The organism is Desulfosporosinus sp. (assembly GCF_014237355.1).
GTDB lineage: Bacteria > Bacillota > Desulfitobacteriia > Desulfitobacteriales > Desulfitobacteriaceae > Desulfosporosinus.
Map to the genome: position 1 here is coordinate 17,585 of NZ_JABZFS010000042.1, position 26,190 is coordinate 43,774.

Here is a 26,190-nt window from a genome sequence, read left to right on the forward strand (position 1 = left end):
CGGGATGATATAATAGTAATTGTAATAGTCCCCGACCGGGCGGTAGATATAGATCGAAAGCAGTTTTCCTTCCGGTGTTCGGGTATAACGGGCAGTATATTTTTCAGGATACTGATCGGAGGTTTCGTACATCAGCTGACCTTTAAAATAATGTCAGATCCCACGGTTTTGGTGAGGCGCTGGCCATCCCCATCATAGGTGTATCTGGCAATGACGGTACCTGCTCCGGCGCCTTCTTTAACGGTGGTTAACCGATTAGCCGCATCATAGACGTACTGCTGGGTTTTGCCATTAACTGTCAGCTTGGTGAGATTCCCGTTGGCATCATAACTTACATTGCCAGCCGACCCGTTGATGGCACTGATCTTATTATTCCTATCATAGACGAAGGTATTTGTTTGCCCAGAGGGTACGTTCATGGACTGAATGTTTCCTGCCGGATCATAGCTGTAATTAAAGGTCTTATCCCCAGAGCCATCGTTAATAGTGGCCTTGGTGAGACGGTTTAAGTTTTCAGTTCCAGCAACATCGTTGTAAACATAGTCTGCCGATGGACTTCCCGGGCCGTTACCGGTGATGGTTTTAAGTCGTCCATCATCATCATAAACATACTTGCTCGACCACATCTTTGTCCCACAGGAATTAACGGTCGAGGTTTCGGTAAGCTGATTACCCTCATTGTAGTCGAAACGATCTTGGACGCCGTTGGCATTGGTCTGGATTTTCAGCTTGCTGCCCTCATCGTATTTAAAGAGGGTGTCTTTGCCCGCCGCAGAGACTTTTTCGACTAACTTGTTCGATGAATAGAAGAAGGCATAAGGGATCGCAGTGCTTGTTTTATACTTTATGTTAAAGCCGATGAGTTGATCCGTCTTGGAATACATTCCTCCCGGTGAAGGTTCCGTGATACTCCCCAGAATATTCCCACTGCCATCTTTTTCTACATAGCTGATGAGATTTCCTACCTCATCATAACCATAATCGAATTTATAAGTGATGGTAGGACCATTAGCGACCGTTGCTTCCTTTCGCCGTCCTTCTAGATCATAGTTGAAGCCGTAGGTTTAATTGCTCGAGAATCTGAGAGTTTTCAGCAGTCCTAACGGACCATAATCTAAGCTGACTGTGCTTCCGCTGGCATTTGTTTTCTGGGTAAGCCGCCCATTCAAATCGTAAGCATAACTGCTAACGATCGTGTTAGAAGCGTCCTTTTCTTCTTTGAGATTATTCTTATCATCATAAACAAAGGAACTTTGGTTGTAGATCGTGCCGCTGGGAGCCTGGGTGTTGACACTTAAGACATTTCCGTTGGCATCTAGGCTGTACGTGGTCAGGTTTCCGGCGTTGTCAGTGACCGTGCGCAAGCGCTCTTGACCATCATAAGCGTATTGAATGACTTCTCCGGTCGGAGAAGTGACCTGCTTTGCTTGTCCATAAGCGTCATTTACATAGCTTACGGTTTTGTTAAGCTGATTCCTGGTTTCGACGACATAATTATTCGATGAATCATACGTTGAGGTGGCTGCTTCACGACCGTGACCAAAGCGAATATTATCAAACTTGGCCATCCCTTTAGCACTGGTCATGTTTAAGCGGACCTTAGCGGTTCCGTTAACGGAGGATTTAAAAGGTACGACGTATTTGGTCCAGTAAGAGTTTTCATAAACAACTTTGGATTTAAAGGTTTCTATGGGTGTCCCTGATTCATTGTAGATTGTAACCTTTAGCGAGGCTCCATTGCCTGAAGCCGCGCTCATTTTTTCGGTGGTAAGATTTCCGCTTAAAGTATAGTCTTGGTTTTGTTTAACCGGAATCACGGTTTGAGATTCCAGGTAAGAGCTTCCGGTGGAGGGGAGATTGATAACCCCTACTTGGGATATGACATCTGCGTAGCTATTGGAGCGAATCCATTTAGAGAGTCCGTTGACAAAGGAGGAGTTTTGCAGTTGGTTATACCCTCGGATTTGAGGGCTTTGTTCAAATTGGATGTTGTCAAAATAACCCGTCGTTCCATTATAGGTGATCGCCATGATACGGGCGTAAACAGCATTGGCCGGAGGTTGAATATCCATAGCTGTATAACGCTGCCAATCTTCGTTTTTAACCTGAAAATACAAGTTTGAGCTTGGACTTCCGGTGGGCTGTTTTGAGACACAACATTATTCGCTTTTATTAGTAAATTCCTTTTTTTATCATATATGTAAGTTATTCCAATTGCATATGCTTTTCCGTAAAGTGTACTTACAACATTGTTCAGGAGTATATCTTAGTGAGTGTTTGGTCTAATGAATTCTTCTGCTCGCTCATTTCTCTTTAAGATTTAATGCTTAGTTGAAATAAATAAAAGAAAGGGGATGTAACAAAACAAAGTTACATTCCCCTTTATATAATCTCTGAGACTTCTTCCTAAGTCGCATATATTTATACATAGTTTAAAAGCCTACATCATAACAATACATGCCAATTTAAGTTTACGTATGCTTAAACCTGCCTGTACACATAAAAACAGAGTCCAATCAAGGACTCTGTTAGATGACTTATTCACGTTCTACTTAGGATTTGGACCAAGCCAATATGGCTATAGCTATTGTAATCAATGCCAAGGCAGTAATATAACTTGTCAATCAGTCTGAATTTGCCATGAACTTCATCTCAACAAATAGCATATCCTATTCATTCAAGTTTTATACATGAGCTCCAAAAGTTTTTTTATCCTACCCTAACTCATGAATAAACAATCCACTTCTCAGTTTAGGTTCAAACCAAGTCGATTTTGGCGGCATCAATTGTCCTGCATCAGATACTGCAAACAACTCATCAATTGAAGTGGGAAACATGGAGAATGCAAGTTTCATATCACGATTAGCCCGTTTTTCAAGTTCTTTAAGCCCACGTATACCACCAACGAAGTCTATTCTTTTATCTGTTCTTATGTCTTTAATGTTGAGAACGGGAGTTAACAGCTGATTTTGAAGCAATGCTACATCAAGTCCCTCTACAGGATCCGTTGAGCGGATTTCATCCTTTGCCGTGAGCTTATACCATACGCCTTCTAAGTACATTCCAAATGTACCCTTTTCTGAGGGTTTAAAAGGCTCTGCTCCCATTTCTTCTACTAGAAAGGAATTAGCTGCTTGTGTTAGAAACTCTTCTTTGCTATGCCCATTTAAATCTTTCACTACGCGGTTATAGTCTAAAATCATCAATTGATCATGGGGAAAAAGAACGGATAGGAAGAAGTTAAATTCCTCGTTTCCTGTATACCCTGGGTTTTCCTCTCTTCTTTTTAAGCCGACTTTTACTGCCGAAGCCGTTCTATGATGCCCATCTGCAATATAGATGCTTTGTATCGATTTGAACCCAGTATAGATCGTTACTAAGTCACTTGTTTTATCTATTTTCCAGACGGTATGCTTAACTCCATCAGGAGCAATAAAATCATATAATGGGGGCTCTTTTTTTATCCCCTCTACCACTTGATTGATAGTTTCTTGTGAACGATAGGCTAAGAAAATTGGTCCAGTTTGAGCATTGCAGATATCGACGTGCTTAATTCGGTCGATTTCCTTATCCTCTCGTGTTTTCTCATGCTTTTTAACAACATTATTTAGGTAATCATCGATGGCCGCGCATCCTACTAAACCGGTTTGGGAGCGGCCATTCATTGTTAGTTCATAGACATAGTAGCAGTCCTTACCTTCTTTAACTAATATTCCTTCTTCGATCATTTCTTGAAGAAGATCTTTTGCTTTCTCATAGACTTTGGCATCATAAGGGTTAAAGTCCATATCAAATTGTGTTTCTGCTCTATCAATTTTTAAAAAAGATAAAGGTTCCTTTAACACTTCTTGTAAAGCTTCTTCGCGATTATACACATCATAAGGAAGTGCTGCCACTTTACTTGCGACATCTTCTCTCGGTCTTAAGGCATTAAATGGTCTTATAGTAGCCAAATGCTCTTCCTCCACTCCAAAAAGTTCTCCTAAGACTCCTTTAGATCATTTCATGTTTCATGCCGCCTAGAGCATGAAGTATAACTAGGGAAAACAAGGTTTCTGCCCCTATCAAAAGCATGTGGCCTTGTTTAACCTCATCGGTGATTTTTGCTTAAACACCTTATGACTGATGTGAAACAAGGTTCCTGTCCCCGCGTTTTCCCGCGTTTCAGGTTCCCTGAAACAGGGAACCTGTCCCCCTGTTTCATCCCCCTGTTTCACTTAATCACTCTGACTTTTAGAACTCCGTCGATTTCTCTTAGTCTCTTGATTATTTCTTCAGTGGAGGGGGGTTCAATATCGAGCAAAGAATACGCCCATTGCCCTTTACTCTTATTTGTCATGTCCGTAATATTAATATTCTCCTTGGCAAAGGTTGCCGTGAATTGACTGATCATGTTGGGGATATTTTTGTGGAAAATAGCAATCCGTCCAGCCTGAGTACAAATCCCCATATCACAGTTCGGGAAATTGACCGAGTTCTTAATATTTCCATTTTCTAAGTAGTCCATTACTTGTCTTACTGCCATGATCGCGCAGTTATCTTCTGATTCACTGGTTGACGCTCCTAAATGGGGAATGGTGATGACTCCTTCTACGCCACATACGTTAGGATTGGGGAAATCTGTTACGTATCGATGAACTTTTCCAGACTTCAAGGCTTCAATCATATCCTCATCAACTACCAAAGTATCTCTTGAGAAGTTAAGTATTTTAACTCCATCTTTCATGATTGCAAAGGTTTCTTTGTTGAACATGCCCTTTGTTGAGTCGGTTAACGGGATATGAACCGTGATAAAATCACACTCTCTGAAGATCTCGTCTAAAGACTTTATTTGTTTAATAAATTTGGAAAGTTTCCAGGCCGCATCTACTGAAATAAATGGGTCATAACCGTAGACTTCCATTTCAAGTTTATTCGCCGCATTAGCAACTAAAACTCCAGTCGCACCAAGTCCAATAACTCCTAGTTTTTTCCCTTTCACTTCTGTCCCAGAAAACTTTGATTTATTTTTTTCAACAAGTTTAGCAACCTCTGGATCTTGCCCACAAGAATTTACCCAGTTAACTCCTCCTACAATGTTGCGCGCAGCAATAATCAAGGCAGCGATGACCATTTCCTTTACTCCATTAGCATTTGCGCCAGGAGTATTAAAGACGACTATTCCACGTTCAGCACATTTATCTAGAGGAATATTATTGACTCCTGCTCCTGCTCTTGCAATTGCATCTAAGGTCGGAGGCAGCTCTAAGTCATGAACACTTGAACTTCTTACAAGTACAGCGTTGGCATCAACGAAATTATCTACCATTTTATAATTATCCGTAAAAAGATCTAATCCCACATTGGCTATCTTATTTAAACAGTTTATTTTAAACATAACTTATCCACCCCTTAATCTTTTTTAGTTATTTTCTGCTTCAAATCTCTTCATGAAATCAACTAAGTCCTTAACCCCTTTAATTGGCATAGCATTGTATATACTTGCTCTCATACCACCAACAGTTCTATGTCCTTTTAAATTTTCAAATCCAGCAGCTTTTGCTTCTTTGATGAATTTCGCATCTAATTCATCGGATCCCGTAACAAAGGGAACATTCATTAACGACCGATCCTTCTTTACAACAGTTCCCTTAAATAGCTTACTGGAATCGAGATAATCGTATAAGATAGCAGCCTTTTCTAAATTGATTTTCTGCATTGCCTCGAGCCCGCCCAGTTTCTGAACCCACTTAAAGACCTTTCCGCAAATATAGATCCCATAAGCTGGAGGGGTATTATAAAGAGATTTGTTGTCTGCGTGAATTTTATATTTCAACATTGTTGGAGTACCCGGCAAGACGTCATCCGTAATTAGATCTTCACGGATGATAACCACAACTACTCCTGCAGGACCAATATTTTTTTGAACACCGGCAAAAATAAGTCCGTATTTTGTTACATCTACTGGTTCCGATAGGATATCTGAGGACATGTCAGCGACTAAGATTTTCTCCCCAGTTTGAGGTAATTCGTTATATTTGGTTCCATAGATTGTATTATTATGGCAGATGTAAACATAATCAGCATCCTCAGAAATCGTCAAGTCCTTTAGATCCGGAATATATGAAAACGTCTTATCTTCAGAGGAAGCTATAACATTGATCTTCCCAAATAATTTACCTTCTGAAATCGCCTTTTTTGCCCATTGTCCCGTGTTAATATGATCGGCTACTCTATTTTTCATTAAGTTCATAGGAATCATGGCAAACTGTTGCGAGGCTCCACCTTGAAGGAACAGAACCTTATAATTATCCGGAATCTTCATAAGATCCCGCAATGTTTTTTCGGCATCCGTAATGATTTGTTCAAAGGCTTTTGAACGATGGCTCATCTCCATAACGGACATGCCTGTGCCCTGGTAATCTAGCATCTCTTCAGCAGCTTCTTTAAGAACCTCTTCTGGTAATACAGCTGGACCTGCAGCAAAATTGTAAACTCTTTTCATAACAAATCCTCCCTTTCGTTCTTTATCCAATTATCACGACTCTCACTTGACGGCGAAGGAGGTAGTCCCCATCCTACGTTGCGGTAGTATTCGGGCTAACATCCTAAATTATCAATATTTATATAAATATTCCTCCTTTTATAATTTAATAATAAAATGTATAATTTTGGATTTCAAAAGTAAAAAACAAAACCCACCCCATCATTGGGGCGGGAATTCCGCGGTGCCACCCAAGTTCTAACCAATTATCGGCACATGAAAGTAGACGCATTAAAATAAATAAAACCCCTCATCCCAATTAGGGACGAGAGGTTATTCCCGCGTTGCCACCCATGTTGCCTTATCGGCCAACTTATGTCCGCGTTATCGGGCGGAACCCGTCACAATTCATCATTGGCCACTCCAGGATGGAATCCTTCGACTCATTAGACTGACTTTCACCAACCGTCAGTTCTCTTAACTCTATAAGCCGGGGACTTCCCTTCATCGTGTTTGGACCGTTTTGAATTATTTAGATTCTAATCGATTCCGAGCATAGTGTCAAGCATTATTTTTGAATTATTTTCTATTATTTGTTTTAACCTTCCCACCGTTTACCCTTATCATATTCAATGCTGAATTGGTCTAATATCTTCATAACATGATGGTTGATGATATCTTCGATGCTCTGGGGATTATTATAAAAAGCTGGCATAGGCGGAACGATTCTCACTCCAAGTCTTGATAACTTAAGCATGTTTTCTAAATGGATAGGACTTAGAGGGGTTTCTCTAGGACTTAATATTAGTTTTCTTCCTTCTTTGAGCATGACACCCGCTGTTCTTGAAATGAGGTTGTCATCATAACCATTGGCAATCGAACTCAAGGTTTTCATACTACAAGGCACAATGACCATTCCATCAGTAATGAACGATCCGCTCGAAGTTTTTGCACCCAAGTTTTTATTATCATAGACTACCTCAGCTAATCGTTCAATATCTTCCAGCGAATACTTCGTTTCAATCTTCAAATTTTCCTTGGCCCAATCGCTCATAATGAGATGAGCGTTCACCTTAGGCGTGTCTTTCAAAGCTCTTAATAATCTCATTGCATAGATCGTTCCCGTTGCCCCAGTTACTCCAACTACAATTTCCATTGTTCATCCCTCTTCATATAAATGTTCATAGGTCATCATGCAAAACCTTAACCTTTTGATATTCACTATATTACCACAGTCTTGGACGTCCATCTGAAGTTATTTTAATCATGTGTTAATTACTAGCTTTATTATAGTCTACAAGTTACGAGGGGCTAATTCTTTGTTTTTCGATATTAAGATAATTATTTTACTGATTGTCAGAAAAAATCAGGTATGATATCATCATATATAACATATTTTGGCAAACAATATAAAAGGGGAAGTGTTTATGGAAACTATACTAGCTTCCAAATCTCTATACACCTACCAAGACTACCTGACTTGGCCCTCAGATGAGCGATGGGAACTTATTGATGGTATTGCTTATAACATGACACCGGCACCCTCATCAAACCATCAAAGGGTAATTAGAGAACTCTCTACAATATTTAATATTTTTCTAAAAGGAAAAAGCTGCGAAATCTTTCCTGCACCCTTTGACGTCCGCCTCCCTAAACAAGGCGAGGATGAACAGCTCGCCAAGACTGTAGTACAACCAGATCTTACCTTGATTTGTAACAAGCAATTTGTTGACCGAAATGGCTGCACTGGCTGTCCTGACTTAGTCATTGAGGTTACTTCTCCCTCAACCATGCAATTGGATTTAAAGGTTAAATTTCGAAGATATGAAATAGCTGGTGTTAAAGAGTATTGGATTGTTCATCCTGAAGGTAGAACGATTGTTGTCTATATTCTTGGTTCAGATGATAAGTACGGTCGACCAAATGTCTATACAACTAACGATCAGCTTCCAGTCAACGTCGTTCCCGACTTAATTATAGATCTTAAGGACATCTTCCAAGTTATATCCGATGAATAATCGGACGTAATTATCATGAATACTTAATTCTTTATATTTATCCCTTGCATTGTGGTTTGTTTTTGGGATACTATTATAATGAATAGACTTAATTCACCTTGCATTTCAGCAATTATAACGCAAAGCAAAGGCGCTTTGGATTTACTCGACACGCACGAGTATTTCTGAAGCGCCTTCCTTTTATCTTTAGTTGAACTAGTTCACTCACCATCAGCAGTCCTTAGCAATTAATTACAAGGAGGTAATTAATATGGAAAATTCCCAAAAAGCGAGTACTGGCTTTACAGCATTAGATGACGTGATCCAACATCTGCGAATGGGAGATAACGTCGTTTTCCAGGTTAGGGACATTGATGTATACAAAAGATTCGTTAAGTCTTTTATCGAAGAAAATAAGGTAAATGCCAAGAAAATCATCTATATTTGCTTTACACAAAACGCCCCGCTTATAAAGACTATGGATGAAGTTGAGGTTTTTTCGGTCGATGCCAATAATGGGTTTGAAGAGTTTTGTTTCCAAATCCACGAAAAGATCACACAGGAAGGACAAGATGTTTTCTACATTTTCGACTGCTTATCTGAGCTATTAGATGGTTGGGCTACAGATTCAATGATCGGAAACTTCTTCAAGGTAACCTGTCCCTATCTATATGAACTCAATACCATCGCCTATTTTGCAACCTTCAAAAATCACAACTCGTATCATAGTACCGCTGTAATCCGCGATACAACTCAAGTATTATTTGACGTTTTTGAAATCGAGGATAAAACCTATGTACATCCATTAAAAGTCTGGGATCGCTACACTCCAACTCTATTTCTTCCCCATGTGATGTACCAAGATCAATTTTTACCTATAACCAACAGTGGAGATGTTGCAGCTCTCTATTCTCAACTTGGTGAAGACGACGAAAATCCTGAAAGAGATCTCGATTATTGGGATCGTCTATTTATCAAGGCTGGCAAACTACTTTCTTCCTCCTCTTCTACTTCCGCCGAAGTAAAAGAACGACTCCGTCAATTATCTCTAATATTTCTAACACGCGACAAGAAAATCCTTGAACTAATCTTTAAATATTTTTCTCTCCAAGATATCTTGTCCATAAAATCACGTTTAATTGGCTCTGGATTTATTGGTGGTAAAGCCATAGGAATGCTTCTGGCACGAAAAATATTAACTCAGTCGGCTGGAACCTGGAACAGAATTCTTGAACCACATGATTCGTTCTATATCGGCTCAGATGTTTACTACTCTTTTCTTGTGGATAATAATTTGTGGAAACTTAAGCTAGAGCAACGACGATCACCCGATTTATATCTAGAAAAAGCTGCTTATCTTCGAGATAACATTCTCAAGGGAAGGTTTAACGAGTCTATAAAAAACAAATTTCTCAGGATGCTGGAATATTTCGGTCAATCTCCGATTATTGTTCGTTCTAGCAGCCTTTTGGAAGATGGCTTTGGAAATGCCTTTCCAGGTAAATACGAAAGCGTTTTTTGTATCAATCAAGGGACCCTTGAGGAACGTTACCACAACTTCACAGAGGCGGTTCGAAAGGTCTTTGCGAGTACATTAAGCGAAGAAGCGCTGGCTTATCGTGAAAAACACGGTCTAACCAAGACAGAAGAACAAATGGCTCTCCTTGTCCAAAGGGTGTCTGGATCAAATAAACAGAATTACTTTTTTCCTGATCTAGCAGGGGTAGGCTTTTCGCACAACATGTATGTTTGGGATTCTCAGATGAATCCCCACGCTGGAATGATTCGGCTTGTCCTTGGCTTGGGCACCAGAGCCGTTGATCGGCTTGAAGGGGATTACGCCAGAATTGCCGCTTTAGATCGGCCCCAATCAATGCCCTACGATGGTCTTCGAAGTTTTAAAGCCTTTTCCCAGCAAAAAATGGATGTCTTAGACATCCGCGGAAACCGCCAAGAGTGTCTTGCGATTCAAAATCTCATGGATCAACAGATTGATTTACACCAAACAAAAATCGCCGAGCGAGACCTTGAAACAGAACAAAGAATGAAACAACTCGGCTTAAATCGCAAAGAGTCCTGGGTTTTTAGTTTCAACCCCTTATTCTCCGAAACTGATTTTGCCTCGACCTTTTCAAAACTTCTTAGAACTCTTGAAACAGCCTATAATCATCCGGTGGATATTGAATTCACTGTTAACTTTAAAAACAATGGCAAGTATCGAATAAACCTTTTACAATGCAGGCCTTTACAGGTTCAAGGTTTTAAGGACCACGTGGAATCTCCCCAAGAAATTCCGCCCGACCGAATTCTTTTTAAAAGCAAAGGACACTTCATGGGTGGCAATATATCTACAAACATTCACAAGGTCATCCTTGTAGAGCCACACGCCTATAACCAACTCAGCCAATCTGAGAAATATGAAACTGCTAGGATCATTGGGAGACTGAATAAGCAAATCCATAAAGAAACTACCAACGTCCTGCTCCTCGGTCCAGGAAGATGGGGCTCGAAGATTCCTTCTTTAGGAGTTCCAGCTGCATTTGCAGAGATAAATCACATTTCTATTTTAGGCGAGATCGGCTACCATCAGACTGGATTCCTCCCTGATGTCTCGTTTGGAACTCACTTTTTTCAGGACATGATCGAAAGTGAAATAGTCTATCTGGCCCTTTTCCCCGAAAAAAAAGAAACTATTTATCAGTTAGATTTGCTAGATAACTTCGCTCAGATCTCACTTGATATAGTTCCGGAAAAATCTAATCTAAGAGAGGCTTTAAAGGTCTATGACCTCGTACCTTCGCAACTAAACTTACAAGTAATTTCAGATATTACTAAACAAGAGATTCAATGCTTTTTCTACTAAACTCAAAGGGGTATCCGGCCTTAATGCCAGATACCCCTTTAAGTCAACGTTGATAATCTCGACTAAAATAGGATTCACTTCACCTACCAAACTATATGCTTACTCGAACTCCTTTATAATCTCTTCCGCGACTAATGCTTGCGAGAGACGCATGTCCATCGCTCTTTTCTGAATAAGACGAAAGGCTTGGGGCTCACTCAAGTTTAGCTTTTCAACAAGGGTCCATTTGGCTTGTTCAAGGATCTTACGCTCGTCAATCCGCTTCTTTAATCTGTCCCGCTCATTGATTAATTCCGTCATCGAATTCCTCACAGTTAGCGCGAATCGGGCAGTCTGAAGCAAGGTTAAACGGTTTATTGGCTTAGGCAAAATCAGGGCACCAATTTTCTCAAGACTGCATTGCATGTCTAGCAACTGCTCCGGTCTTGAGATCACTATAATACCAGCAGATGTTTTTTCACGGGTATCAAATACTAAATCCGTTCCTTGTTCATCGGGTAGAGGAGTGCTTATAATGACTAAATCCAATGACATATTTAAAAAGGCTCTTCTTGCTTCATTGGCTGAATGAGCGCAACTTACCGGATAAAACCCTTCCTTGATAAGCATTGCCTGTATGCTGCTTGCCATTTCAGCTTTTCCACAAACAATTAAAACACTCCCTGCGCTCATTACAATCACCCCTTTGTGCAGGGTAAAGAAAACTTAACGGTGCCCACTAGCAGCGATGCGAAGACTTAATAAGATTTTAAATACTTTTCAACTTCCCACTTGTGTATTGAGTTATCGTAGGATTCCCATTCTAAAGCCTTAGTCGCTAGGTATTTATTAAACGTATGCGCACCAAGTGTCGAGAGAATTAATGGATCTTTTTTCATCTCTTCAAGAGCGAATAAAAGATTTGAGGGCAGCCGCTCAAGCCCGAGCTCTTTCTCCTGTTCCGCCGTCAAAGTATAAATATTGACATTAATAGGATCTTCCAATGGCAGACGCTGGTGTAACCCATCAAGGCCCGCCTCTAAAACTAAGGCTAAGGTCAGATAAGGATTACAGGTAGGATCAGGACTTCTGAGCTCAAGCCTTGTTCCTTCTCCCCGGGGCGCCGGAACCCGCAACAAGGGACTGCGATTCATGTGGGACCAGGCGATATGCACAGGTGCTTCAAAGCCTGGTTTTAAACGCTTATAAGAATTCACAAGTGGATTAGCGATGGCGGTAATTCCTTTAATATGTCTCAACAAACCAGCAGCAAAAAATTTGGCAGTTTCAGATATATCGGTTGAACTATTTTCTCCCTTAAAGAGGTTGATTCCATTTTGGGTTAGTGACATATTAATATGCATTCCCGAACCATTAACGTTGGGGAGGGGTTTGGGCATAAAGGTGGCATGAAGCCCATTTCGTTGGGCGATGATCTTAACCACCATTTTAAAGGTCATGATATTATCTGCCGCGGTGAGAGCATCTGTGTATTTAAAATCAATTTCATGTTGCCCTGCGGCTGTCTCATGATGTGACGCTTCAATTTCAAACCCCATTTCCTCTAAGATCATGCACATCTCACGCCGGGTGTTTTCCCCCTGATCGATGGGTGCTAAATCACAATAACTGGCTGAGTCATGGGTCTTCGTGGTTGGCTGACCTTCATCATCATTGTAAAACATAAAAAACTCACATTCCGGACCGACTTGAAAGGTATAACCTGAGTCTTGCGCTTTTTTCAAGGTTCGTTTTAGAATATAGCGGGGATCTCCTTCAAACTGAGAACCATCGTGGTTTTTTACATCGCAAATGATTCTTGCCACCTTGCCCTGTTGCGGTCTCCAAGGAATGATTGCAAAGGTAGATGGATCGGGGAAAAGAAACATATCAGAGGATTCGATGCCGGAGAATCCTGCCACGGCCGAGCCGTCGAACATGACTCCATTATCGAAAGCGCTAGCAAGCTGTTTATCCATGATCGCGATATTCTTCATATTACCGGCAATATCCGTGAATTGGAGACGAATAAATCGAACATCATTTTCTTTAACATAGTTAAGACAATCTTCTTTAGTAAAAAACAATTGAGGTGCTCTCCTTTCTCAAGTAAAGAAATGAACTAAGCATTATTTTAGCCTTATTATATCCTAAAAAGTCTGATCCGCCTGCCTTTAGTTCGAAAATCCTTTACCAGCCACAATAAAGATTGCCATATGGTCGTTTATTATACGGAATCAGTTTGGAAAATGGTTTTGCTAGAATATCTTCATAACTTCCTCCAAAATAACCTACATAATCTTTAACATAGCGATTGATCTGCTCATGATCCTTCTCCGTAAGCGCTACCACTTTGACTTCTTTTCCGAGTTTGTAGCCATCTACTTCACCACGGATATACATAACTCCTCCATGCATCCCCGTACCGCAATAGGATCCAACAATTTCCTCACTTTCTTCTAAATCTAGACCGAGCACAACAATCACTCCGCCAGCCATATATTCTCCTAAGAAATCTCCTGCCTTTCCTCCTAAGACAATAGCCGGAATCGTTTCTTGGTATTCCTTCATATGAATTCCGACCCTATATCCACCATTCCCCCGAATGTAGATTTCTCCACCCCGCATGGCATAACCGACAGTATCCCCTGAACTTCCGTGAACTACAATCCTTCCATTATTCATTGTGTTACCGATACTATCTTGGGTGTTACCTTCCACAAATAACTCTAAGCCATTCATAAAGGCTGCCATATCATTGCCAGGAGTTCCTTTAAGAGTTAAACGGGCCTTACCTGTGATTCCATCTCCGATATAGCGTTGACCATTCACATTTTTGACCACAATATCTTGCGAACCTGTAGCGATCTCCTCACGAATCTTACTGTTCAGTTCTCGATAATAGAGTCCTTTGGCATTGAGTACAATCATTTAATTCACTTCCTTAGGGAAAGTCTTTGGCTGCGCAGTTCCTTTGGAAAATGGATATAACCAAAATCCTCTTTTAAGAGATGTTCCTGAAAAGGCGTCACATCAACTTCTTGGTCCATAAGTCCGGTAAGAATTCCAGCCCGATCCACAGTATTTAGGGCGATATACCCAACAAGTTTTCCAGCCCTCAGGACGATCTTCTTATAATTTTGCTTCCCTGGATCGAGTCGAATATATTCTTGAAAACCGGGAGTAGTTGGTTTAATAATCCCTGCTGTGAGCATAGGAAGATCAAAAAATCCGATGGCGTTCATGGCAAATCCACCTTGGAATTCTGAGCTTCCTCCAGCCATGTTTACCCCTGCTGTAAATCCCTGCTTATAGGCGTTCGGCAAAATCGGCAAGACACGATTCTCTTGATAGATCTTGTCATAACCTTCTGAGACATCCCCCGCAGCAAATACGTCATCCACACTTGTCGCCATGTGTGAATTGACCAGGATACCCTGATTGAACTTAAGTTCGGTATCTCGAACAAGGTCTAGGTTTGGTCTAACCCCGATGGCTAAAATTACTTGATCACACTCTAGCTCTTCTCCATTCTGGAGACGAACCCCGGTGACCTTACCCTCTTCACCTAAAATCTCGGCTACCGTATTATTTAACTGAAACTTCACACCTTGTTCTTCAAGATGAGTCTGAACAATTCTGGCCGAATCTTCATCAAGAATGGCGCTCAAGATGCGGTTTGATAGTTCAGCCACTGTCACAGTCGCTTCTCTTTTTACCAAGGCCTCTGTTGCTTTAAGACCAATAAGGCCCGCCCCAATAACCACCACTTTGATTCCTGGAAAGAGTTCTTCTCCTAAATCCTTCGCATCGTCCCAAGTTAAGAAGGTTGAAACTCCAGAATACTCTCTGCCAGGAATCGGGGGGGTAATAGGTTTACCGCCAGTTGCGATTAAAAGACGATCAAAGGGCACCTTATCCCCAGTCGATAGTTCTATTGTCTTATCTTCAAACTTTATCGCTTCAACTTTTTTTCCAAGAGAAGTTTCAACTTGCAGGCGCAGGTAAAAATCGGGATCTCGGTAATACATCGTTTCTGGGGCAACTTTACCTGAAAGATAATAGGAAATAAGAGGACGGGAATAGGCAGGATACGGTTCCCTGGAAAAAAGCGCTATTTTTCCTACTCGATCTACACTACGGATGCCTTCCACTGCACCAATCCCAGCAGCGGAATTGCCGATGATTACATAATCCATGCTACTCCTCTCCCTCTACAACGCTATCCATAAACTGTAGGGCACGATTAGGACAATTTTGAACGCAAACCGGCACATTTGAGAAGCTTTCCGTATCTGTTTGGTCTGCCACATTAGAACAAAGGTCACATTTAGAAGCCACTTTGTGTCCCTGGTTATCCCTCCCAATCGCACCGAAAGGGCAGACAAGGATACAAGTCCAACACCCTACACATCGACGTTCATCATTGCTTACAATTCCCGTTACAGAATCTTTCTGCATAGCTCCAGTTATACATGCTTTGGTGCAGGGTGCCTCATCACAATGCCGACATTGGAGCGCAAAGGATATGGATAAATTGTTCTCTACCAAAATTCTTGGCAAGGGCTTCATCTTTTGTTTCAAAAATGCTTTAACAAGGTCCAACGGATACTCCGAATGGGCCGTCGCACAATATACTTCACAAAGTTTACAGCCCATACATACTTCTTCCCGGGCATAAACACGTTTCATCCGAAATCCTCACTTCCTCTCCTTACTCGCCAGCGGCTAAGACTCCCAGGATATTTAACTCACGATCAGATAATCCTATTCCTCTAAGCATCAGGCGATTTCCGCGCAAACTTTCAATGGCATTAATGCCCATACCGCCTAGGATTTCTTTAACCTCATGTTCCCAAGCTTTTAGAAGATTCGTTGCTCTTTCTGCTCCAATCTCGGGATTCAGTCGTTTGACTAATTCTGGTCTTTGGGTGGCAATTCCCCAGTTGCATTTTCCGGTATAACATTTCTGACACATATGACAGCCAAGAGCGAGCAGTGCCGAACTAGCTACATAAACAGCATCTGCGCCCAACGCAATTGCCTTAATGATATCCGTGCTATTCCGGATACTTCCTCCAACAACGAGTGAGACCTGATTCCGAATTCCTTCTTCGCGCAGACGACTGTCTACGGCAGCTAAAGCAAGTTCAATAGGAATTCCGACTGAATCACGAGTCCTAAGGGGAGCGGCTCCAGTACCGCCACGAAAACCATCAATGGCAATGATATCGGCGCCCGCCCGAGCAATCCCTGAAGCAATTGCCGAGACATTATGAACAGCAGCAATCTTTACAATCACCGGTTTTTCATAATTCGTAGCTTCTTTTAACGAAAAAATAAGTTGAGTTAAATCCTCGATGGAGTATATATCATGGTGGGGAGCTGGTGAAATAGCATCGGATTGTTCTGGAATCATCCGGGTTCGGGATACTTCTACACCGACTTTTTCGCCCGGTAAATGCCCGCCAATTCCTGGTTTAGCTCCCTGACCAATTTTTATCTCGATTGCTGCACCCGCATTCAAATACTCTGAGTGAACTCCAAACCGACCAGATGCCACCTGTACAATTGTATTTTTCCCGTATTTATAGAGGTCTTCGTGGAGACCTCCTTCTCCAGTATTATAGAAAGTCCCTAGAGTTTCTGCCGCTTGTGCTAAGGACTTAGCTACATTGAGACTAATAGAACCAAAGGACATTGCCGAGAACATGATCGGTAGGTCAAGTTCAAGCTGGGGTGGGAGAGCCTCTGCAAGCTTTCCATTTATCACGCGAAGTTGCTCAGGTTTTCGGCCTAAAAAGGTTTTCAACTCCATGGGTTCTCTAAGCGGATCAATGGAGGGATTAGTTACTTGGCTAGCGTTTAGTAACAATTGATCCCAATAAACGGGGTAAGGACGATCCGTCCCCATACCTGTCAGCAAGATTCCTCCAGTTTCCGCTTGCTTGTAAATTGCTTTCATTGTACTTGCAGTCCAATTGGCGTTCTCACGAAATTCCAGAGGAAATTTTCGAATGGAGAGGGCATGGGTGGGGCACATTGTCACACACCGATGACAATTGACACACAAGGCGTCCTGGGAGAAAACCTTTTCTTCTTCGGCATCCCAACCATGGGCCTCATTGGCACATTGTCTTACGCAAACCTGACAATTAATACAACGCTCTTTATTTCGTTCAATAAGAAAGTCCGGCGTATTCATACTCAGTGTCATACCCTTGTACTCCCCTCTTCTCGAGTGTTGCAATCACAGGTTCTCCACCACGGGGAGCCCAGACCTTTTCAGGCTGAGGACAAACTTCCCGGATAGCAGATTCTTCAGATGCAAGATAAAGGAATTCTCCTTTCGTTGCCGCAACCATCGATCGCAATTTAAGTCGATCATTAAGTGCGATCAAGCCTTGACTTGAGCCCAAAATTATTGAAAAAGGACCATTCATTAATAAATTCCCATACATGGCACGCACTGCTTTAAGAAGTGCCCGTTTCTCAGAGTTCATCCGTTCGATATCTCTCCAAAAGGGTGCTGCTAAGGTTGCTATAGCTACATCCATAGGCAATTGCTGCTTACGGACCAAATAGTCAAAAGCATAGGTAATTGCCTCAGTGTCTGTTTGCATAGATAACTTATAACCATACATTTCTAAAAAACGACGATTTGCCCCATAGGATGAAATTTCACCATTATGCACGATTGACCAGTCAAGTAGGGTAAATGGGTGTGCTCCCCCCCACCAGCCAGGAGTATTGGTGGGGAATCGTCCATGGGCCGTCCAGCTATACCCATGATACTTATCTAAACAAAAATACTCTCCAATATCCTCAGGGTAACCCACCCCTTTAAAAGCCCCCATATTTTTGCCGCTTGAAACAACAAAGGCTCCCTTACACTCGGAATTGATGTACATAACACTGCGTACCACAAACTCATCTTCATTTTCTTCTTCCAGTAAATAGCTTGGTTTAGGTCGGACAAAATATCGCCAAGCCAGCGGAGGATTCTTAATTGACCGGGTTTTCTTCGTCGGTATTTCCCCGCTTTCCGCAACATGGAAAAAGTAATTAAGATAACTCTCTGTTTGTTCTCTTCCTTCTGCCCCTTCGTAATACAAGTGAAAAGCATAATAATCCTCATACTCCGGATAAATGCCATAAGCGGCAAATCCTCCACCTAAGCCATTGGAACGGTCATGCATCAAGGCAATGGACTGAAGTATATCTTCTCCGGAAAAAACCTGTCCGCTGCGATTGATAATTCCACTGATCGCACAACCAGACGGGATTCGAACGTCACCTTCTCTAAGCATCTATACGTCTCTCCTTTCCTCTCATCACATAGGACTCTTCGAGTGGGAGTTAATAAGAAAAAGACGCTCCTAAGAAACTGTACTTTTATCAAGTACAAACTTCCTAAGAGCGCCTTTGCTCTATTCGTATTGGTTTATATTTAAATTAACATAGAGACTAGCTTACATTCAACCGTTTCAAGCAATGTATACAATATTAAATTTTCCAAAGGCATTTAATCAAACTTTTTTAAAACTCTAAAGTTAATTGTCACTATTGTGTAACAATTGATTACTTATGTCTATATCCAAAAAATCGTATATGATTATGTTTTTAGTAAATACAATTGTTCAATGATGGCCGAAAATGCTACCGGAAGAGGAATTGCCCTTAAATCTTTAATAGAAACCCAGCGTTCTTTGTCTAATAGATATTGCTCAGACAAATCGACGACTGTCCAGATGATTTTCCAACGTCGGTGGCTAAAGGTATACCAAACAGGGCCCTGCCAAAGTAGCCCTCGCTGGAATTGGTCCTTTACTCGATTATCAAAAAACACCTCTTGCGGGACCGCTTTTTGAAAAAGATCAAAGGATTCCTCACTATCAATAAGAGGAAGATCGTCGTGTAAGCTATGGCTATCGCCCTGACTTAATTCTACACCCGGAAACTCCCAGAGATCAGCCAATAACCCCCTGGAAGAGCGTTTTTGTAAATAAACCTGGTTCCCTTTGCGCAGGACAAAGGTTAAGCGCGTCACGACTTGGCGCTGTGCCTTAGGCTTCTTTACAGGGTAACGCAGGAAGTCTCCCTCTAAGTGCCCCTTACAAACGTCAGCGAGAGGGCAACGCAGGCAGGCTGGTTTGGTGGGAGTACAAACCAAAGCTCCTAGTTCCATTAGGGCTTGATTAAAGTCCCCTGGTTGTAGAGCTGACTGCCACGTCATTAAGGTGTCTCTAAGGTGACGATAACTGCGAGCAGTTTCTACAGGTTCGGACCAGGCTAGAAGGCGAGAAACTACCCTCTTTACATTTCCATCGATCGCTACTACGTTCTGTCCGAAGGCAATACTAGCTATGGCTCCGGCAGTATAATCTCCTATTCCCGGAATCCGTAATAGAGCATCGTAATTCCTAGGGAATTCCCCCTTAAGTTGTTGAAGAATATAGTTAGCCCCTTCCCACATACGGCGGGCTCGAGAGTAATACCCTAGTCCACTCCAAATGGTTAAGACATCTTCAAGGCTAGCCTTTGCCAGTTGTTCAACACTGGGAAAACTATGCAAAAATCGTTCGTAATAAGGAATCACAGTCTTTACTTGGGTTTGTTGTAACATGACTTCGGATACCCAAATGGCATAAGGATCTCCCGTCTTCCGCCAGGGCAAATCTCTTTTTACATCTGAAAACCAGTGTAATAATCGATCAGACAGACTCTGTTCCGAAGCTGTATCCTTTAAGCTATCCCTTAATAAATCCATCTTATGTCTCTCCTAATGCTGCAATTTGCAAGTAAATGGACTCAACGAACAGGACGTTCATAGTGCATCTGTAATGATTACTTGTTTATTAGCACCAATCCCACCAAGCAAAAAACCACTCCAATTATTTGGTTAACCGCAAAGCCCTCTTTGTATAGGAGTATACCTATAGGGATAAGCATGATAGCAAGAATAATATTTGCCACTAACGATCCGACACTGATATTCCACCCCACTCTATATGCCAGCAAATAACCCAATTCAAGGCCTACTATGGCAAAACCTAAGGCAAAACTAGTCCAATTTAAGTCATTGAAGGATTGAAAAAAGCCCTTATCCGTTTTATAAAAAGGAAATGCCACAAGGGTTAGAATAGCTGCCGTTAAATATGTCATTAGCAATGCCGAAAAAGGATTGGCACTATGAGGTGTGGATTTCTGACATACATTATAAATAACGTTGGAGGTTACAACGAGTGCAATTGGGAAAAAATACATAAACATATTAAGACCTCATTAATTCTTTTATTATTTTTAAAATATTAGAAACAAATGAGAGACGAAGGGCTCTTTGAGGCTCTTTTAGGTTCTTCCAGGATAAATTTCACCCATATAGTAAATTCTATTAAAGCACAATAAAAGGGGGGGAATTTTAGATGGCCGAAAAGAATATTATTGCTTACTTTAAAAGTCCAGAAGAAGCTAATAAAGTTGCGGATCAAATGAAAAGCCTAGGAGTTGAGGATATACAAATAGATCGTTTTGGCAAGTATCCCCTAGGAAGTGCTGACCAATTATCGAGCCCTGGAACCGGTGAACTATCTAGCCAAGCAACATTAACTCTAGGTGCAAGTGAGGGTCGAGATACTGGGATCTTAGCATCTGCAGATGTTAGTGCCAGTGGCATGAGCGACGGGGGAGAAAACCCAATTTCTGGGCGAGACATTGTTTTAGCTGCGATTGTCGACCAGTCTGTCTTTGATAAAGCAAAACAGTTTATTAAAGATGCCGATGGATTAGTTTAATTTACCCAGAAGCTTTTTATGGTGGTTGTGATACTATCATTAGTTCTACCTAAGAGAACTTTTGTCCATTCTTTAGGAAATAACCTTCGATAGGCTTGTTTAGAGAAGCGCTCATCAATCAGTATCACAATTCCTCGATCCTTTTCTGTTCGAATCACTCGCCCAACCGCCTGTAAAACCTTGTTCATTCCAGGGTACAGATAGGCAAATTCAAAACCCAGATAACTTGTTGTTTCATAGTATGAACGAATAATTTCTCTCTCCATGCAAACTTGTGGCAAGCCAACTCCTACCACAACTGCGCCAGAGAGCCTATCCCCAATAAGATCGATACCTTCGCCAAAGATCCCGCCCATTAGTACAAACCCTACTAACGTTCGTTGTGGATTGTGTGAAAACCTTTCTAAGAAATCTTCCCGTTCTTCCTCCTCCATACTGGAGCTTTGACAAATTACATCGACTTCTTGGTTCTGAGCGCTAAACCTTAGATAGACTTCATTCATATAATGATAGGATGGAAAATAGACCAAATAATTTCCCTTTTTACACAGAATAACTGCAGAGATCGATTCTACCACTTGGTCATAGGTTTTAGCTCTCAGCTTATAGTTAGTAGATACCCGATCATTAATCAGCAGACAAAGATTTTCCTCGGGAAAAGGAGAGGGGAGCTGGAGTTTATAAGATGTTTCCTCGCCCCCCAGAAGGTTCATGAAGTAGTCCATTGGACTCAAGGTTGCGGAAAAAAGTACGGCTGACCGCCCCCTTCCCAAAGCTTCCTTCAGACGCATAGAGGGATCTAGGCAGAACAATTTTACTTTGAAATCCTCTCTTGTCAAGTACTTATAAGTAACATATCGCTCATTATAGCTTTCTGCTGTTCTAGTAAAACTTAAGGCCTGAAAATAGTGTTCAAGAAGTTGCTCATGCCAAGAAAAGGATTGATCGTTAGTTTTAAGGAAATATTCGGTTTCTTTAATAAACTGCCTTAAAGCTTGGATCAGTTTACCAGGCAACTCCTTGCCAACACTCTCCCCACTTCCCTCGGATTCTGTGCAGCCCTTTTTTTCTTTGACTAAGGCTGTATTTACTTTTGTTAAACTTTTAGCTAACCTGGCGTTGTCCTCTTTGGTCAATTTCTTCAATTTCAACCAAGATTCCTTTCCTAGCTCAGCAGAAAACATATCCCTTGCTCGATCCACCAAGTTGTGTGCTTCATCCACCAAAAAGGTGTATTCCCCTCCTTCGAGGAAAAAGCGCCTCAAATATACTCTTGGATCAAATACGTAATTATAATCGCAAATAACCACATCTGCCCAATTTGCCATTTCTAAGGAAAATTCAAAGGGACAGATCACATGCTTACGAGCATATTGCTCTATTAATTGTCGCGTCCAAGCCCTTTCCATAAATAGATCCTCTACAGCCTCTCTCACCCGGTCATAATACCCACGAGCATAAGGACAATCCTCTGGCAAGCAGGATATTTCGGAAAGAAAACAGAGTTTACTTTTAGCAGTTAGTGTCAAACGCTTAACTTCCAGCCCTGTTTTTTGCAAATCGGACAGGGCTTTTTCAGCGACTGTTCGAGTAATCGTTTTAGCTGTAAGATAAAAGATCTGGACTGTCAATCCTTCCGCCATAGCCTTTAAGGCAGGAAACAGGGTGCCCATGGTCTTTCCAATACCAGTAGGAGCTTGGGCAAATAACTTTTGACTTTGTTTAATCGTCTGATATACGGCTACCGCCAATTCTCGCTGACCGCGTCTATAGGTATCGAAAGGAAATGGGGTAGTACGGATACTATCGTTTCTCCGCATTACCCATTCTTGTAGTTGACAAGCCCAACTAAAATAGCATTGGGCTAAGCCCATAAAAAACCCAGTTAGCTCATCCAGAGAAAATTTCTTTTTAAAAATCTTAGTCTGAGCTGTATCAAGCTGAAAATAGGTAAGCTGGACTTCCAAAGTTTCTAGTCCTTCTTGAATCCCGTACATGAAAGCATAACACTGAGCCTGCGCCCAGTGTAAATTATTAAAGGATTCATCGATAAGTTCTAAATCGAGAGTCGTGGTCTTAATCTCATCGATACAAGCCATCGATTCGTTTCTAATGACTCCATCAGCCCGTCCCTTAATTTCCAGTAAGAGCTTATCACTTAAGCCCTTGCCTTCCCTCAAACTAGGAACTTCGGAATAAAGATAACTCAGGGGCACTTCTGGCAAATAGTCAACTCCGCTTGTTTTCTGAACATATTGATGAGCTTTAATGGCCTCTTGGGCCCGAGAAAGGTTAATTGAACCCGCTTGCAAATCTCCCCGTCTGAGAACAAATTCGACAAGACTACGTACAGATAGTTTAATGGTAGTCATTGCTCATTAGATCCTTCCCGTAAAGTGGTTATGACCCATTATAACACTTGCCATGGAATATATCCGTCTAAAACATGTCCTTTTTCGTTAGAAACATAATCCCACCAAAGCAAAGAATAACAGACATCCCTACGACGATGGCAAAACCATACTCTGAAGTCTGCAAAGGTATTTTTACATTCATTCCAAAGAAGCTGGCTAACATAGTGGGTAGGGCTAGGATAATCGTAATTGACGCCAAAAACTTCATGACCATATTTAAGTTATTCGAAATAATTGAAGCAAAGGCATCCATCATACTACTTGAAATGTTACTATAGGTTTCTGCCATTTCAACTGCTTGTTTATTCTCGATAATGACATCTTCCAGCAAATCCTGGTCCTCTTCATATATCTTCAGTCCTTTTGTTCTTAACATTTTTTCCATGACTTTTTCGTTGGATTTTAAGGAAGTTGTAAAATAAACAAGACTTTTTTGAAGGTTTAGCAACCTAATTAATTCCTTATTCTTCATTGATTTGTGAAGTGCCAACTCAATTTCGTTTGTCTTTTTTTCTATTTCTCTCAGTAGAGTTAAGTATAGAGTTGCACTTTTATAAAGAATTTGAAATAAAAACCGCGTCTTTTTATAAGTTTCCATTCCACGGACTTTACCATTAACAAAATCTCTGAGAACATCAACATCTTGCAAGCAAACTGTTACAATATGACGATCAGTCAATATGATTCCGAGAGGAATGGTTTCGTAGATCACTGTCGCATTTTGAATGATCGGCACATTAATAATAACCAATATTTGATTGTTCTCAGTTTCAATTCGAGGTCGTTCTTCGTCGTCTAAAACATCTTTAATAAAATAATCTTCAATCTGAGTCGCCTTTCCAACAAGGGCAATTTCTTCCTCAGTAGGATTTATCATATTTATCCAAGAACCTTTTTCTTCAAGTTTATCCGTTTTAACAATCCTACTGTCGACGGTATTATACACAGCTAGCATTTCATGCCCTCCACTTTTGGATCTTCCATACCATTCTATCCCCGTAAATTACTACAGTATATAGGTTACCACTTACTAGTGTTCTTTACAATTTTCTTAGATTTTAACCAATCCTGAGATTACTTCCACCTTTACAATCGGGGAGTAGTACTATTACCGAGACACTTTCCCAGTAGAATAAAGAGAGGGCCTACAACACCAATTTTAGTGTTGTAGGCCCTCTACCCAAGTTACTTAATGATACTTTTACCCATTAGGTATTTATCTACTTCACGTGCAGCAAGCTTTCCTTCTTGAACAGCCCAGACGATAAGGCTCTGACCTCTTCTCATATCTCCTGCGGTAAATACCTTATCCACATTAGTCCTAAAAAGCTCATATTCAGCTTTCACATTACTTCGAGAATCTCTTTCAAGCTTAAGCTCATTTACAAGGGTATCTTCTGGTCCTAGGAATCCCATGGCAAGAAGTACTAGGTCTGCCTGCCATACTTTTTCGCTCCCGGGAACTTCCTGTGGGAGCATTCTTCCCAACTCATTTTTGACCCATACAATTTCCACGGTATGAACTTCCTTAACCTCACTGTTCTCATTTCCCACAATCTTTTTAGTCGATATAAGGTAATTTCTTGGGTCCTTTCCGTACAGGCTTATGGCTTCTTCCTGACCGTAGTCCACCTTAAGTTTCTGCGGCCACTCCGGCCAAGGGTTCGAGTCATCTATTCTCTGCCTAGGCGGTTCTGGCATAATTTCAAACTGGTACACACTCCCGCAGCCATGCCGTAGGGAGGTAGCAACGCAGTCCGTTCCTGTATCCCCTCCACCGATGATAATGACATTCTTACCTTTGGCACTTATGAACTTGCCATCCTGAAGATTCGAATCTAAGAGACTTTTAGTATTAGCCCCTAGAAAATCGACTGCAAAATGAACACCCTTCAGTTCTTTTCCACTAACATCTAGTCCCCGCGCCTTGGTTGCGCCGGCACACAGTACAACTGCATCATACTGGTCAACCAATTCCTGGGCAGGAATATCTTTGCCCACCTCAGTGTTAAGCACGAATTGGATCCCTGATTCCTTGAGCAACGCGAAACGTCTTTCCACGATGCCTTTTTCAAGCTTCATGTTGGGAATTCCGTACATCATTAGGCCGCCAACTCTATCGCTTCTCTCATAGACAGTTACGTCATGCCCCACGGCGTTTAAATAATAAGCAGCCGATAATCCTGCAGGGCCTGACCCGACAATAGCAACTTTCTTTCCTGTGACTTTGCCTTTCCTAGGCTTTACCCATCCTTCAGCAAATGCTTTTTCAATGATCTCATATTCAAGACTATTTATGGTAACAGATTCCATGATATGCCCTTCTGTACAAGCACCTTCACAGGGTGCAGGACACACTCTAGAGGTGAATTCCGGAAAAGGACTGGTTCTAGTCAGCCTCTGGTAAGCTTCTTCCCACTGACCCTTATAAATAAGCTCATTCCACTCTGGAATCAGATTATGCAGGGGACATCCCGAGGCCATGCCATTTAACAGTACACCGCTGTTGCAAAAAGGAACTCCGCAGTTCATGCAACGAGCACCCTGAGTTTTAATGATTTCAGGATCCCGAGGCAATCTTATTTCATTCCAGTCATTGATTCTTTCTTCAGGAGAACGTTTCTTCGGATTAATCCTCTTATACTCTAAAAATCCAGTTGCTTTTCCCATTTTAGTCCCA

21 protein-coding genes are annotated in these 26,190 nt (G+C 41.4%); 3 read left to right on the forward strand and 18 right to left on the reverse strand.

Going from position 1 to position 26,190, the window contains the following annotated elements; genetic code table 11:
- Positions 1–131 precede the first annotated feature (131 nt).
- The 6 genes from HGJ98_RS09010 to HGJ98_RS09035 form a co-directional block, all read right to left on the reverse strand.
- Entirely contained in the window at positions 132–884 is a 753-nt protein-coding gene (locus HGJ98_RS09010) for an RHS repeat protein (protein ID WP_291350734.1), read from the reverse strand.
- 180 nt (positions 885–1,064) lie between these two features.
- Positions 1,065–2,117, reverse strand: coding sequence for a hypothetical protein (locus HGJ98_RS09015; RefSeq protein WP_291350735.1), 1,053 nt, complete (start codon positions 2,115–2,117; stop codon positions 1,065–1,067).
- A gap of 597 nt (positions 2,118–2,714) precedes the next feature.
- Entirely contained in the window at positions 2,715–3,953 is a 1,239-nt protein-coding gene (locus HGJ98_RS09020) for a DUF1015 family protein (RefSeq protein WP_291350736.1), read from the reverse strand.
- A gap of 260 nt (positions 3,954–4,213) precedes the next feature.
- A complete protein-coding gene (locus tag HGJ98_RS09025; RefSeq protein WP_291350737.1) occupies positions 4,214–5,377 on the reverse strand; it encodes a phosphoglycerate dehydrogenase in 1,164 nt (387 codons plus the stop codon).
- A gap of 24 nt (positions 5,378–5,401) precedes the next feature.
- Positions 5,402–6,484: a 3-phosphoserine/phosphohydroxythreonine transaminase gene (gene serC / locus HGJ98_RS09030; protein ID WP_291350738.1), complete on the reverse strand. Its 1,083-nt coding sequence runs from the start codon at positions 6,482–6,484 to the stop codon at positions 5,402–5,404.
- Between the two features lie 577 nt (positions 6,485–7,061).
- A complete protein-coding gene (locus HGJ98_RS09035; protein ID WP_291350739.1) occupies positions 7,062–7,619 on the reverse strand; it encodes a UbiX family flavin prenyltransferase in 558 nt (185 codons plus the stop codon).
- 271 nt (positions 7,620–7,890) lie between these two features.
- On the opposite strand from HGJ98_RS09035, the gene HGJ98_RS09040 reads away from it, so the two are divergent.
- Positions 7,891–8,481 (forward strand): Uma2 family endonuclease, encoded by a 591-nt coding sequence (locus HGJ98_RS09040; protein WP_291350740.1) that lies wholly within the window; start codon positions 7,891–7,893, stop codon positions 8,479–8,481.
- Between the two features lie 250 nt (positions 8,482–8,731).
- A complete protein-coding gene (locus HGJ98_RS09045) occupies positions 8,732–11,323 on the forward strand; it encodes a PEP/pyruvate-binding domain-containing protein (protein WP_291350741.1) in 2,592 nt (863 codons plus the stop codon).
- Between the two features lie 99 nt (positions 11,324–11,422).
- Here HGJ98_RS09045 and HGJ98_RS09050 read toward each other — a convergent pair whose 3' ends face one another.
- From HGJ98_RS09050 to HGJ98_RS09090, 9 genes are all read right to left on the reverse strand, one after another.
- Positions 11,423–11,995: an ANTAR domain-containing response regulator gene (locus HGJ98_RS09050; RefSeq protein WP_291350742.1), complete on the reverse strand. Its 573-nt coding sequence runs from the start codon at positions 11,993–11,995 to the stop codon at positions 11,423–11,425.
- Positions 11,996–12,060: 65 nt separating this feature from the next.
- The gene (glnA, locus tag HGJ98_RS09055) at positions 12,061–13,389 is read right to left on the reverse strand and encodes a type I glutamate--ammonia ligase (RefSeq protein ID WP_291350743.1); all 1,329 of its coding nucleotides are present in this window, start codon (positions 13,387–13,389) and stop codon (positions 12,061–12,063) included.
- A 103-nt stretch (positions 13,390–13,492) separates the two neighbouring features.
- On the reverse strand, positions 13,493–14,233 hold the full coding sequence (locus HGJ98_RS09060; protein WP_291350744.1) for a hypothetical protein: 741 nt from the start codon (positions 14,231–14,233) through the stop codon (positions 13,493–13,495).
- A gap of 5 nt (positions 14,234–14,238) precedes the next feature.
- Positions 14,239–15,501, reverse strand: coding sequence for an FAD-dependent oxidoreductase (locus tag HGJ98_RS09065; protein ID WP_291350745.1), 1,263 nt, complete (start codon positions 15,499–15,501; stop codon positions 14,239–14,241).
- A gap of 1 nt (position 15,502) precedes the next feature.
- Positions 15,503–15,994 carry a 4Fe-4S dicluster domain-containing protein gene (locus HGJ98_RS09070; protein ID WP_291350746.1) on the reverse strand — a complete coding sequence of 164 codons (492 nt, stop codon included), beginning with the start codon at positions 15,992–15,994 and terminating at the stop codon, positions 15,503–15,505.
- Between the two features lie 22 nt (positions 15,995–16,016).
- On the reverse strand, positions 16,017–17,519 hold the full coding sequence (locus HGJ98_RS09075) for a glutamate synthase-related protein (protein WP_291350747.1): 1,503 nt from the start codon (positions 17,517–17,519) through the stop codon (positions 16,017–16,019).
- Positions 17,482–18,612 (reverse strand): glutamine amidotransferase family protein, encoded by a 1,131-nt coding sequence (locus HGJ98_RS09080; RefSeq protein ID WP_291350748.1) that lies wholly within the window; start codon positions 18,610–18,612, stop codon positions 17,482–17,484. The genes HGJ98_RS09075 and HGJ98_RS09080 overlap by 38 nt, the downstream gene beginning before the upstream one ends.
- 305 nt (positions 18,613–18,917) lie before the next feature.
- Positions 18,918–20,072: an A/G-specific adenine glycosylase gene (gene mutY / locus HGJ98_RS09085; protein WP_291350749.1), complete on the reverse strand. Its 1,155-nt coding sequence runs from the start codon at positions 20,070–20,072 to the stop codon at positions 18,918–18,920.
- A gap of 77 nt (positions 20,073–20,149) precedes the next feature.
- Positions 20,150–20,575: an EamA family transporter gene (locus HGJ98_RS09090; protein WP_291350750.1), complete on the reverse strand. Its 426-nt coding sequence runs from the start codon at positions 20,573–20,575 to the stop codon at positions 20,150–20,152.
- 152 nt (positions 20,576–20,727) lie between these two features.
- Here HGJ98_RS09090 and HGJ98_RS09095 point away from each other — a divergent pair, with 152 nt between their 5' ends.
- Positions 20,728–21,096 (forward strand): hypothetical protein, encoded by a 369-nt coding sequence (locus HGJ98_RS09095; protein WP_291350751.1) that lies wholly within the window; start codon positions 20,728–20,730, stop codon positions 21,094–21,096.
- Here the strand turns inward: HGJ98_RS09095 and HGJ98_RS09100 are convergent.
- From HGJ98_RS09100 to HGJ98_RS09110, 3 genes are all read right to left on the reverse strand, one after another.
- Positions 21,093–23,468: an ATP-dependent DNA helicase gene (locus HGJ98_RS09100; protein WP_291350752.1), complete on the reverse strand. Its 2,376-nt coding sequence runs from the start codon at positions 23,466–23,468 to the stop codon at positions 21,093–21,095. The genes HGJ98_RS09095 and HGJ98_RS09100 overlap by 4 nt on opposite strands.
- A 67-nt stretch (positions 23,469–23,535) precedes the next feature.
- Complete coding sequence (locus HGJ98_RS09105) at positions 23,536–24,465, reverse strand: magnesium transporter CorA family protein (protein ID WP_291350753.1); 930 nt, start codon at positions 24,463–24,465, stop codon at positions 23,536–23,538.
- A gap of 230 nt (positions 24,466–24,695) precedes the next feature.
- The gene (locus HGJ98_RS09110) at positions 24,696–26,180 is read right to left on the reverse strand and encodes a glutamate synthase subunit beta (RefSeq protein WP_291350754.1); all 1,485 of its coding nucleotides are present in this window, start codon (positions 26,178–26,180) and stop codon (positions 24,696–24,698) included.
- Positions 26,181–26,190: the final 10 nt, after the last annotated feature.